This is a genomic window from Ruegeria sp. K7, assembly GCF_056531785.1.
In genome coordinates this window covers 184,403-196,188 of sequence record NZ_JBQFMJ010000005.1, presented here as the reverse complement: position 1 = coordinate 196,188, position 11,786 = coordinate 184,403, and the positions used below count along the sequence as shown (strand labels likewise).

Here is an 11,786-nt window from a genome sequence, read left to right as displayed (position 1 = left end):
CAAGCCAAATGGACGTAGAAAATAGAACTTGGCTTCGCTGTTTCCAGACGCTGGACAGCCCCCTACTCCACCTCAGGCCAAGTTCGTCTGGCAAAGCCGTTCCGAATGTTCAACGACCAAATCGGCAAGCTCCGGCCGACACGAACCACAATTCGTTCCAGCTTGAAGGGCGTCTCCGATTTCATCCACATCAACCAGTTTTTCGTCGTGAATTGCGCGGATTATGGCTTTTAGCCCGACGCCGAAACACGAACAAATCATCGGGCCGCAGTCTTCCAGTTCCGCTGATGACCGACCGGACAAAATCTGGTGTGGTGCGACCTCGGGCAAAGTTGCAAGATAGTCTCGCATCAGCGTGACCGGCTCAGAAGATACAAACAGCACCGCCAACAGGCGTTGCCCCTCTGAGAACGCAATTCTGAATGACCCGCGCCTTTGATCTTCTATCAAAGTAGACACGGCATCGGGCAGGCCGAACCATTCTCGGGCAGTACTCTCCCAATCCTCGGCAACATGGTATCCTGCCAGTTCCAGCCTGTAACCTTTGTCCGTCTTTGCAATCGCCCAATACTCCGACTTTGGCGATGGGCCCCCAACAGAGACTGCAAACCCGTACCAGGCAGCATTCATGCGCCGAACAGACACGGCCGTTGCCTTACTCTCCGGTTGTCCCGAGATGGGGTCCGTCACAGTTGGAATCAGCGCATCCACACGGGCCGCCGGGGCCGTTTCCCCCGTCCAGTGAATCGGCGCGAACACTTGGCCGGGCGCGACGGTGTCGGTGATGCGAAGTCGAAATATCCCAGTTCCGACCGAACTATTGATCTCGACCAAATCGGCAGAGCCGAGGCTCAGATGGCGCGCGTCCTCGGGGTTCACTTCCACATAAGGTTCGGCGAGATGAGCCGATAGACGAGGTGACAATCCGGACCGGGTCATCGTGTGCCACTGGTCCCGATTTCGCCCCGTATTCAAAAGAAATGGGTATTGCGTTGATGTTTTCGCAACCGGTGGCTTATGGGAAACGGGCACAAAACGTGCTTTCCTATCAGGATGGAAAAACTGACCGTCACCAAAGAACCGTCCGTCCGTTCCACCAGGTATCACCGGCCATCGCGTCGGGCTTAGTTCATTGTATTCTTCCTCCGTAATATCCGCGAGCTTTGAGACGTCAAAATCCCTGCCAAACGATTTAGCCACTGAGGACAACGCCGCGTATTCCCGAAAAACCTGCGCCGGAGAGTCGTAGCTGAATGGCGTTTTCCACCCCATGCGACGACCGACGTCCGAAAGGATATCCCAGTCTGCACGTGCCTGCCCGGGAGGTGCCAGAACGGCGCGCTGTCTGCTGATTGTGCGATCCGAATTGGTTACGGTGCCACTTTTTTCCGCCCAGCCTGTCGCTGGCAACAGCACATCCGCAAGACGTGCCGTATCCGTCCGGACCGTCAGGTCACTGACAACGGTGAAGGGACATTTCTCAAGGGCTTGTCGCACGCTATCCGCATCAGGCATTGAAACCGCAGGATTGCTGTGAATGACCCAAAGCGCCCTGATCTGACCCGCTTTCACGGCACGAAACAGGTCCACTGCCTTAAGCCCCTGTTTTTCACAGATCTTCGGCGCGTTCCAGAAATGTTGAACGGCCGTGCGGTGGCTTTCATTCTCGATATCCAGGTGACAGGCCAGCATGTTGGCCAATCCACCCACCTCTCGGCCACCCATGGCATTGGGCTGACCGGTAACGGAAAACGGGCCCATCCCTTCGCGCCCGATCCGACCCGTCGCCAGATGACAATTGAGGATCGCGTTCACTTTGTCCGTCCCGCTAGAGGATTGGTTCACGCCCTGACTGAAGATGGTGACCACACGCTCGGTCCCGGTCCAAAGATCACAAAATGTCTCGATCTCTTCGGTGGTCAGGCCCGTAACTGTCGGGTCGTCCCGCTGCGCCGTTCTAAGCGCCTCATCAAAGCCGACAGTCTGCTCCAGAAATTCAGGCACGACGTGTCCGCCTTCGTGAATGCTGACCAGCAATCTGTTGAACAAAGCAACATCGCTGCCCGGATGCAAAGCCAGATGAAGGTCGGCCTGATCGCAGCTTGCTGTACGGCGCGGGTCGACAACAACGATCTTTGTCCCACGTGACTGTCGCGCCGCCAGAACGCGCTGGTACAAAACCGGATGACACCAGGCGAGGTTGGATCCGACCAGAACCACCAGGTCGGCCTGATCAATATCCTCGTAGATTCCCGGCACCGTGTCTGACCCAAAGGCGCGTTTGTGGCCAGCCACGGTTGAGGCCATGCAGAGCCTGGAATTCGTATCGATATTGGCCGAACCGATGAACCCTTTCATCAGCTTGTTGGCGACATAATAGTCCTCGGTCAGCATCTGCCCTGACACGTAGAACGCGACACTGTCCGGTCCGTAGGCCTCGATAGTGGACAAAAAGCGATCGGCGACCAGTTGCAGTGCTTCGTCCCACGGCACATCCTTTCCAAATGCTTGCGGGGCCAGAAGGCGATGATCCAGCCCGACCGTTTCACCCAATGCCAATCCCTTTGAGCATAAACGCCCATGGTTCGCCGGATGATCCGGATCGCCGCGTACCGCCAAACCGCCGGCGCCATCAGGGCGCAACAGAACACCGCAACCAACACCGCAATAAGCGCAGGTGGACCGGATTTCAGGCAGCCCGGTTCCGTCCATCAGGCCGCACTCCGCCGGGTTGCCGCTTTGTCGTCCAGCAGGATACGACTGCCTTCCAGCCGCACCGGATAGGTGGTGATGCGACCATCATCCGCGCCCTGAGCCTCGCCCGTGTTCAGATCGAAGACCCAATTGTGCAAGGGACAAGTCACCGACTGACCATGCACGATGCCTTCGGACAGCGGGCCGCCCTTATGGGGACAATTATTGGTAGCTGCGAAGACTTCGGCCTCGGCAGTTCGGAAAATCGCAATGCAGCCGATATGAGTTTTTATCAGGCGCGCCCCGCGCAGTGGCACCTCATCGATATGCCCGACGTCGATCCAGCTCATTCCGCGGCCTCCAATGTGAAATCTGCAATCGGCGCGTAGGTTTGCGCCTTGTCCCGCACATGTTCGGCCCACGGGTCCTTGCGGTAGATGCTTTGAGACAGCTCGAACCTTTCGACCAGAGCCTCGCGGTTTTCCAGATCGTCGACCACATGCCCCCTGATCCAACCCATGCCGACTTTGCCCATCCATTTATACAAACGATCCAAGTACTTGCCGCCTTCCCGATAGGCCTGAGTGACGGCCATCACAACCTCGATTGCTTCGTCTTCGGTTGGCACCTGGCACAGCAATTCGGTCTCTTTCACATCCATGCCGGCAGCCCCGCCGATGCTGATTTGGAAGCCCGAGTCCACGCAAACCACGCCGATATCCTTGCAGGTGGCCTCGGCACAGTTGCGCGGGCAGCCCGACACGGCCAGCTTCAGCTTGTGAGGCGTCCACGACCCCCACAGGATTTTCTCAAGCTTGATCCCAAGCCCGGTGCTGTCCTGCGTTCCAAACCGACAATGATCGGTTCCGACACAGGTCTTCACCGTGCGCAAACCCTTGGAATAAGCATGGCCCGAGACCAGACCCGCCTTGTTCAGATCCGACCAGATCGCGGGCAGGTCCTCACCCTTCACGCCCAGAAGGTCGATCCGCTGGCCACCAGTGACCTTGACGGTTGGCACGTCGTATTTATCCGCCGCATCCGCGATGGCGCGCAGTTCTTCTGGTGTGGTAATCCCACCCCACATACGGGGCACCACGCTGAACGTGCCATCCTTTTGGATGTTTGCGTGCTTGCGTTCGTTGACAAACCGGCTTTGCGGGTCGTCCTGATACTCAAGCGGCCAATCAGCCAGCAAGTAATAGTTGATCGCGGGGCGGCAGACATGGCAGCCGTTGGGCGTGTTCCATCCAAGCTTCTGCCAGACGGCAGCCTGGCTTTTCAACTCCTGCCCTTTGATCAGGCGGCGCACATCCTCATGGGTCAGATCCGTGCAGCGGCAGACGGGTTGCGCCGTTGGCATTTGGAAGTCATCACCCAAAGTGACTTGCAAGACCTGTTCGACCAAACCCGTGCATGTGCCGCAGGAGGCACTGGCCTTGGTGCTAGCGCGCACCGCGCCCAGATCGCCGGCCCCTGCATTGATCGCCTCGACGATGTTGCCCTTGCATACGCCGTTGCAGCCGCAAATCTCCGCCTCAAGCGGCAATGCTGCAACGGCTGAGAGAGGGTCCGCAGTGTCACCCCCCTGATAGGCAGGGCCGAAGATCAGCGTCTCGCGCATCTCTTCGATGCTGGTGCCGTCTTTGATTAGCCCGAAGAACCAGCTGCCATCGGCAGTGTCGCCATACATCACGGCGCCAACCAGACGATCTTCTTCGATCACAAGCCGTTTATAGACCCCGCGCGAGGGGTCTCGGAACACAATATCCTCGCGCTCGGGGCCTTCGGCAAAATCGCCTGCGCTGAACAGGTCGCAGCCGGTGACTTTCAACTTGGTCGAGAGGGTTTTCTGTGCGAATGCAGCGTCTTCCGCCAGCAACGACTGCGCTGCCACCTTCGCCTGATCGTAAAGCGGCGCGACAAGGCCAAAGATTTCTCCGTCATGTTCGACGCATTCGCCCACGGCAAAAACGTCCGGGTCCGAGGTCAGCATCTGGTCATCCACATGAATGCCGCGCCCAGTGGCCAGACCGGCCTCCTGCGCCAGTGCCGTATTGGGGCGGATTCCAACTGCCATGACCAGCAGGTCGCAGGGCAACTCGGTCCCATCGTCCAACAAAAGCGCGCGGACCTTGCCATCCTGTCCGAGGATTTCCTTGGAGTTCGCCTGCAGGCAAATCCTGATGCCTTTGTCCTCCAGCGACTTCTTCAGCAAATACCCGGCTGCTTCGTCCAGCTGGCGCTCCATCAGGTGGCCCATGATGTGAACGACGGTAACGTCCACGCCGTGGGCGGCCATGCCTGCAGCCGCCTCAAGACCCAGCAAACCGCCACCGATCACAACGACCTTGTTGCCCGGGCCCATACCCATCATCTGCCGGGTATCTTCCAGATCGCGATAAGCGATCACGCCATCCAGATCATGCCCAGGCAGAGGGATCATGAACGGGTTTGACCCCGTCGCGATCAACAGCTTGTCGTATGGAACATGGCCGTTCGCCCCTTCGACCACCTTCATCTCGCGGTCGATCCTGGCCACCTTTTCGCCAAAGCGACAGGTGATCCTTCGCTCGGCGTACCAAGCGTCGTCATGGGTGACGATCTCTTCATAGGTCTTCTCACCCGACAGAACCGGGCTGAGCATGATGCGGTTGTAGTTTCCGCGCGGTTCCGCGTTGAACAGGGTGATATCGAACGCATCTGGTGCAGCATCGGTCAGGTGCTCCAGCACCCGGCCCGAAGCCATGCCTGCGCCTATGACAACTAGTCTTTGTTTCATGGTTTCACTCCGCTGCAATCGCCTTGGGGGCAGGCGATTTCGGCTTGGCGCCGTGTTCGTATTCTTCAAGGAAGTCCAGAACTTCCTGCCGGTAGGCGTAGTAATCGGGGTGTTCCAACAATGCCTTACGGGTCCTTGGGCGCGGCAGGTCGACCTCGGTGATTTTCCCGATGGTCGCTTGCGGACCATTGGTCATCATCACCACGCGATCGGCCAGAAGGATCGCCTCGTCCACGTCATGGGTCACACAGATCGCGGTGACCTTGGTACGGGACCAGACCTCCATCAGGACTTCCTGCAATTCCCAGCGCGTCAGGCTGTCGAGCATCCCAAAGGGCTCATCCAGCAGTAGCAGTTTGGGCGACAGCGCAAAGGCGCGGGCGATGCCGACGCGTTGTTTCATGCCGTTCGACAGATCGGAGGCAGACTTGTCCATCGCGTCAGCTAGACCGACACGTTCCAGATAGTATTCGACCACATCTTGCCGCTCGGCCATGCTTGCCTTGGGGTAGACCTTGTCGACGCCAATGGCGACATTTTCCTTGGCGCTAAGCCAGGGGAACAGGTTGGGCGACTGGAACACCACGGCGCGCTCGGGATCGGCGCCTTCGACGTGGCGGCCATCCAACTTGATCGCACCCTTCGAGATTTCGTTTAGCCCGGCAGCCATAGTCAGAACCGTGGACTTGCCACAGCCGGAGTGGCCGATCAGTGAGATGAACTCGCCCTTGTCGATCTTCAGATCGAAATCCTCAACCACGGTCAGCGGACCTTTGGGCGTCGGGTAGACCTTGTGCAGTTGCGAGAAATCGAGAAAGCGGTTCTCGATCATTCCTTTCTGTGCCTCGGCAACAGCAGTGGGGACTCCGTGGATTGGCGTGACATCGGGCAGGATGCGCGAGCCTTCGACTTTGGCCTCGATACCCACATCCATGAGATACTTGGTGACGTCTGCACGCAGACGTTTGAAGGTCTCGTCGTTGTTGATCGCGCCCCGATCCCGTGGACGCGGGATCGACACGCGGAACTCCTGCCCCAAAGTCCCGTCCGGGTTCAGAGCGATGATCCGGTCGGCCAGGATGATCGCCTCATCCACATCATTGGTGATAAGGACACAGGTCTTTTTGTCGGCTTCCCAGATATGTTCGATCTCATCGGCCAGATTGGCGCGGGTCAGCGCATCCAGCGCCGACAAAGGCTCATCAAGCAGAAGAACTTCGGGGTTCATCGACAGCGCGCGCGCCACGTTAACCCGCTGGCGCATCCCGCCGGACAACTCCGCCGGGCGGCGCGAGGCGGCGTGGCTGAGTCCAACCATCTTGACGTAATCCGCCACTTTCTCGGCTTTCTCGGCCTTGCTTAGGCCAGGAAAGACCGTATCCACCGCCAGACCCACATTGCCGCTGACCGTCAACCACGGCATCAGCGAGTAGTTCTGGAAGATCACGCCACGTTCCGGGCCCGGCCCCTTGATCGGAGTGCCTTTGAACGTGACCTCGCCCTTGGTCGGCATATCCAGGCCGGCCATCAAATTGATCAGCGTCGTCTTGCCGGTACCCGAGAAGCCGAGGATCACCAGAAACTCGCCCTCTTGCACATCCAGATCGATCCCTTTCAGAACAACGGTCCGCGCGGTGCCTTCACCAAAGGATTTCGAGGCGTTCTTGAAGCTCAGAATGCTCATCTCGATCACCGGTTATTCGTAAAGGTAAAGAGGGATTGCAGCGCGTACATCACCCGGTCCAGCAAGAAGCCGATGATGCCGATGGTGAAAACCGCAACCATGATTTTGGCCAGAGAGCTGGACGAGCCATTCTGGAATTCATCCCAGACAAACTTGCCAAGACCGGGGTTCTGCGCCAGCATTTCAGCCGCGATCAAGACCATCCAGCCAACACCAAGCGACAGGCGCAGACCGGTAAAGATCAACGGCAGGGCCGAAGGCAGCACCAGCTTAGTGATCTTGGTATAGGTGTTCATTTTCAGTACCTTGGAGACGTTAACCAGGTCCTTGTCGATAGAGGCTACACCCAGTGAAGTGTTGATCAGCGTTGGCCACAGCGAACACAGGGTCACGGTGATGGCCGAGATCAGGAAGGACTTGGCAAACCACCCGTCATTGGTGACATAAACTGCCGAGACGATCATGGTGACGATCGGCAGCCATGCCAGTGGAGACACGGGTTTGAATATCTGGATCAGCGGGTTCAGCGCAGCGTTTGCTGTTGGCGACAGACCCGCCGCAATGCCAAGCGGGACGGCCACCACCGTTGCGATCAGAAACCCGAAGAACACGGTTTTGATCGAGGTCCAGATCTGCTGGTAGTAGGATGGCGCGCCCGTGTAAGCGACCTGCTTGACCTCTTCCGCGCGGCCCGCGTCGATCAGCTTTTGGTTTCGCTTCTCGACCATCCCCTCGAACTTGGCGCGTTTGGTGGCTTTGGCTTGCGCGTCCTCGTTCAGATTGACCATTTCCGCCCAGACCTGAGCCGGTCCGGGGACCGCACCCAAAGAGGTCTGCACCTTGGGGGCCAAAGTCGCCCACAGCAGCAGAAATGCGCAAATCGACAGAAGGGGGACCACCAGCAACCGCCAGATCTCGGTCATCTGGGCGCGCGGGTTGTCCCCCGCTGCTGCTTTCAGCACCGGGGTGGCCCAACTGAGGCCAAGGACCTGAAACCATTTGTCGGCGGCATTAATACGGGTAAAAAGGCGGGCGCGGCGTTCCTCTCGGGCGGCGTCTGCATTGAATTCTGGATCGACCGTTGTCATCTGATGTGTCCTTGCGATTGCGGGGCACTTGTGAGCGTCGCGCCTGACCCAAGCCGGGCGCAGTGTTGCGGGGTTAGCCTTGCACGTCCGAACCGACGATCTTCTGATCGCCCTTCAGACCAATGGACAGACTTTCGAGGTAGGCGTTGGGGGTGCGGCCGTCATAGGCGATGCCGTCAATGATATCCTCGACCGGGGTCGGCGCCTTGTAACCGTCGCTGTTCCAAGGGAAGTCAGCCTCATTGGCCAAGCCCTCGTCGACCAGCAGGCGCGCGGCTTCCAGATAGATCTTGGGTTTGTAGACGGACTTGGCGACCTCGTCATACCAACTGTCCGGTTTTGCATCGGCGATCTGACCCCATCGGCGCATCTGGGTCAGGTACCAGACAGCGTCCGAGTAGAACGGGTAAGTCGCGTTGTAACGGAAAAACACGTTGAAATCAGGAACTTCGCGCTTGTCACCCTTCTCGTATTCAAACGTGCCGGTCATCGAGTTGGCGATAACGTCGTAATCCGCGCCGACATATTCCGGACGGCTGAGGATTTCGACGGCCTCGGGGCGGTTGGCGTTATCGTTTTCATCCAACCACATGGCGGCGCGGATCAAGGCCTTGGTCACGGCCAGCGTGGTGTTCGGATACTCCTCCGCAAATTCGGCGGTGATGCCAAAAACCTTTTCGGGGTTGTTCTTCCAGAGCTCATAGTCGGTGATGACCGGAACGCCGATGCCCTTGAACACGGCCTGCTGGTTCCACGGTTCCCCCACGCAGTAACCATAGATCGTACCAGCCTCGAGCGTCGCAGGCATCTGCGGCGGAGGGGTTACGGACAGGAACACATCCGCGCCAATCTGGCCAGTTACGTTCTCGGGGCTGTAGTAGCCGGGGTGCAGACCGCCAGCGGCGAGCCAGTAGCGTAATTCGTAATTGTGCGTCGAAACTGGGAAAACCATGCCCATGTTGAAGGGCTTGCCTTCGGATTTGTACTTCTCGACCACCGGGGCCAGAGCCTCGGCACTGATCGGATGCTGCGGGCGACCATCCTCCATCACCGGGATATTCGGTTTCATCTCTTCCCAGATTTCGTTGGACACGGTGATGCCGTTGCCGTTCAGATCCATCGAAAATGGCGTGATGATATGCGCCTCGGTCCCGTATCCGATGGTCGCAGCCAGTGGCTGCCCCGCCAGCATATGCGCGCCGTCCAGCTGCCCGTCGATCACACCGTCCAACAGCACTTTCCAGTTGGCCTGCGCCTCAAGCGTGACGAACAAACCTTCGTCCAGGAAATATCCCTGCTCATAGGCCACTGCCAACGGTGCCATGTCCGTCAACTTGATAAAACCAAAGGTCAGTTCATCTTTTTCCAGTTCAAGTTCGGCCAGAGCGGGAGAAACAAGCGCGGTAGTTGCCGCAAAGCTCAAGATCAGTTTCTTCATCACATTTCCCTTCGGTTCGGCCCAATCAGGGCGCGTGGCAGCCCGTTTGCCTTCGGGCACAAAAAAAGCCGCCGACACACACCGCCGGGAGGAGTTGGCGGTTGGTCGAGCGGCTTTGCTCTTGATAGATGCCCATGGACATGGGCGCATTCTGTCGGATGGCTCCGTTGCCTGCCGATGGCTTCAGTAAGCCGACAAAACTTGGTCGCGTCATCTGTATTTTGAAGGATGGCTGAAATTTTTCCGCATTGCAGCATTGCGCGATGCTGCAATGCGGAAAAAATGTGCACACCTACTCGGAAGGCTCGAAAATACGTCGATCGAAGAAGACATTCCGAGACAGAATCAGGCTGCCCTTGGCTGATGCAACTGCCATTGGTTCCGGCAAGGCACCTTCCAGTTTCTCGGACGCACCCGGGGTCTCAATTCCTGATCGATGCATCGCTTGCCGGTACAAGTCGCTCCGAAAGACCTTGGCTGCTGCATGTTCGGCAGCACCCACTTCAAGGCCGTTTCGCTTCGCCATTTGATGTGCAATCCACTTGGCCTGACTGCGCCACGGAAAAGTTGCCGCGCCTTCAAAAAACTCTACAAACCCCTCAACATGGCGGTGTTCTCCACTTGGAGAGATCGCAAATTCCCCCATCAAGGCGCGATCGACCAGTTCCGGGGACACATTCAGATAGGCTTTGCGCGCCAACATCTCGGACGCCGTAGAGCGGCTGTCGGGATTGGACAACCACCGCCCGGCACGCCAAACCGCGCGCATAAGGCTGCCCAGAAGATGTGGTTCGGTCTGGGCCCAATCGTTTCTGACGGCCAGCACCTTTTCCGGCGCGCAATTCCAGATTGCCCGACCGGGCAACAGCAAAGCCCCAAACTGGTCCTCGACAGCAAACGACCCCCAGGGTTCCCCAACGCAGAACGCATCAATCTCTCGTGCAGCAAGCGCCTGCGCCATCAAAGGTGGAGGAACAGTACGGATCTCGACGTTTTTTGAAGCCAGCTCGGTTCCGGCCACCCAATATCGCAGCAACTCGACATGCATTGAAAATGGAAACGGCACCCCGAAGATCAGAGTGTCGTCGGCGGCCTTTGCGAGTGCAGCGCCGGCAGCTTTTGCATCGATGAAGTCGAAACCATATCCCTGATCCACCAACTTCCGGGCCAGTTGTGCGCCAACTCCGACGACATTGCCATTCAGCGACAGAACGGAAACAGCGGATATCGGGGTCGTGATCCCACCCAGCCCAAGTGCTATTGCGACAGGGATCGGAGATAATAAATGTGCAGCATCGACGTGCCCAAAAGCCAACATGTCGCGCAACGAAGACCAGGACGGTGCGGGACGAAGATCCAGCGAGATCCCTTCGGCGTGGTCAAAGCCCATCTCGCGGGCGACAACCAAGGGGGCAGCATCCACCAAAGGCATATAAGCAACCGGGAGCGTCACGGTTCTCATGACAACAACCCCGACGCCGTCACCAGTGCGTCGGCCACTTCGGCCACCCGACGGTTTTGATTCATGGCCGTCTTTCGTAACAGGGCGTAAGCTTCATCTTCCGGCACGCCTCTGGACTTCATTATCAAGCCTTTGGCCTTGTCAATCACCTTGCGCTCTTCCAAGGCGCGGCGCGTTTCCGCCAGTTCCACGCGAATTTGGCGCAGGACCTGGAACCTGGCGATTGCAATATCCATCACTGGCTTGATGCGGTCGGCCTGCAATCCATCCACGACATAAGCCGACACTCCGGCCTCGACCGCTGCCCTTGCCAATCCCCCTGCCGCGCCGGACACGAACATCGCAACCGGGCGCTCCAACGGGCCGGACGCGACCGTCAGTTCCTCCAGCATATCGCGGGACGGATTGTCGATATCAATCAACACAATATCCGGGTCGTGGGTGGCAATCTTGCGCGCCAGGCCCGAAACATTGCCGATCACAAAGACATCTACATCCCCATACGCTTTCAAGGCGTCAACTATAGCGAAAGCGCGGTCGTGGTTCTGCTCGACCACAACGACGGTCAGGTTTTGGCTCATGACTAGTCAACTGAGCTCTGCCCACCTCAACCACAATTGGAAAGTCCTCCACCCCTT

Annotated in this window: 8 protein-coding genes; all 8 read right to left on the bottom strand. The window is 58.1% G+C overall.

All coding sequences use genetic code 11. The annotated features are described in order from the left end of the window. Positions 1–72: 72 nt before the first annotated feature. The 8 genes from ACR0FE_RS11365 to ACR0FE_RS11330 all read right to left on the bottom strand — a co-directional run bounded on the left by ACR0FE_RS11365 (position 73) and on the right by ACR0FE_RS11330 (position 11,729). Positions 73–2,712: a molybdopterin-dependent oxidoreductase gene (locus ACR0FE_RS11365; RefSeq protein ID WP_480912811.1), complete on the bottom strand. Its 2,640-nt coding sequence runs from the start codon at positions 2,710–2,712 to the stop codon at positions 73–75. Next, positions 2,712–3,044: a nitrite reductase small subunit NirD gene (gene nirD, locus ACR0FE_RS11360; protein WP_170614615.1), complete on the bottom strand. Its 333-nt coding sequence runs from the start codon at positions 3,042–3,044 to the stop codon at positions 2,712–2,714. The genes ACR0FE_RS11365 and nirD overlap by 1 nt, the downstream gene beginning before the upstream one ends. Beyond that, the gene (gene nirB, locus ACR0FE_RS11355; protein WP_480912810.1) at positions 3,041–5,476 is read right to left on the bottom strand and encodes a nitrite reductase large subunit NirB; all 2,436 of its coding nucleotides are present in this window, start codon (positions 5,474–5,476) and stop codon (positions 3,041–3,043) included. Before nirB ends, nirD begins: the two co-directional genes overlap by 4 nt. 4 nt (positions 5,477–5,480) lie before the next feature. Further along, on the bottom strand, positions 5,481–7,160 hold the full coding sequence (locus tag ACR0FE_RS11350; RefSeq protein WP_480912809.1) for an ABC transporter ATP-binding protein: 1,680 nt from the start codon (positions 7,158–7,160) through the stop codon (positions 5,481–5,483). Between the two features lie 5 nt (positions 7,161–7,165). After that, positions 7,166–8,248 (bottom strand): ABC transporter permease, encoded by a 1,083-nt coding sequence (locus tag ACR0FE_RS11345; protein WP_480912808.1) that lies wholly within the window; start codon positions 8,246–8,248, stop codon positions 7,166–7,168. A 73-nt stretch (positions 8,249–8,321) separates the two neighbouring features. Continuing rightward, a complete protein-coding gene (locus ACR0FE_RS11340; RefSeq protein WP_170614611.1) occupies positions 8,322–9,686 on the bottom strand; it encodes a CmpA/NrtA family ABC transporter substrate-binding protein in 1,365 nt (454 codons plus the stop codon). Between the two features lie 292 nt (positions 9,687–9,978). Beyond that, entirely contained in the window at positions 9,979–11,148 is a 1,170-nt protein-coding gene (locus ACR0FE_RS11335; protein WP_170614610.1) for an ABC transporter substrate-binding protein, read from the bottom strand. Next, positions 11,145–11,729, bottom strand: coding sequence for an ANTAR domain-containing protein (locus ACR0FE_RS11330; protein ID WP_170614609.1), 585 nt, complete (start codon positions 11,727–11,729; stop codon positions 11,145–11,147). The genes ACR0FE_RS11335 and ACR0FE_RS11330 overlap by 4 nt, the downstream gene beginning before the upstream one ends. Between the last annotated feature and the right edge of the window lie 57 nt (positions 11,730–11,786).

Bases quoted from the DNA above. Each gene is read 5' to 3' on its own strand.
- ACR0FE_RS11365 (WP_480912811.1), bottom strand. From the start codon at position 2,712: ATGGACGGAACCGGGCTGCCTGAAATCCGGTCCACCTGCGCTTATTGC.
- nirD (WP_170614615.1), bottom strand. From the start codon at position 3,044: ATGAGCTGGATCGACGTCGGGCATATCGATGAGGTGCCACTGCGCGGG.
- nirB (WP_480912810.1), bottom strand. From the start codon at position 5,476: ATGAAACAAAGACTAGTTGTCATAGGCGCAGGCATGGCTTCGGGCCGG.
- ACR0FE_RS11350 (WP_480912809.1), bottom strand. From the start codon at position 7,160: ATGAGCATTCTGAGCTTCAAGAACGCCTCGAAATCCTTTGGTGAAGGC.
- ACR0FE_RS11345 (WP_480912808.1), bottom strand. From the start codon at position 8,248: ATGACAACGGTCGATCCAGAATTCAATGCAGACGCCGCCCGAGAGGAA.
- ACR0FE_RS11340 (WP_170614611.1), bottom strand. From the start codon at position 9,686: ATGAAGAAACTGATCTTGAGCTTTGCGGCAACTACCGCGCTTGTTTCT.
- ACR0FE_RS11335 (WP_170614610.1), bottom strand. From the start codon at position 11,148: ATGAGAACCGTGACGCTCCCGGTTGCTTATATGCCTTTGGTGGATGCT.
- ACR0FE_RS11330 (WP_170614609.1), bottom strand. From the start codon at position 11,729: ATGAGCCAAAACCTGACCGTCGTTGTGGTCGAGCAGAACCACGACCGC.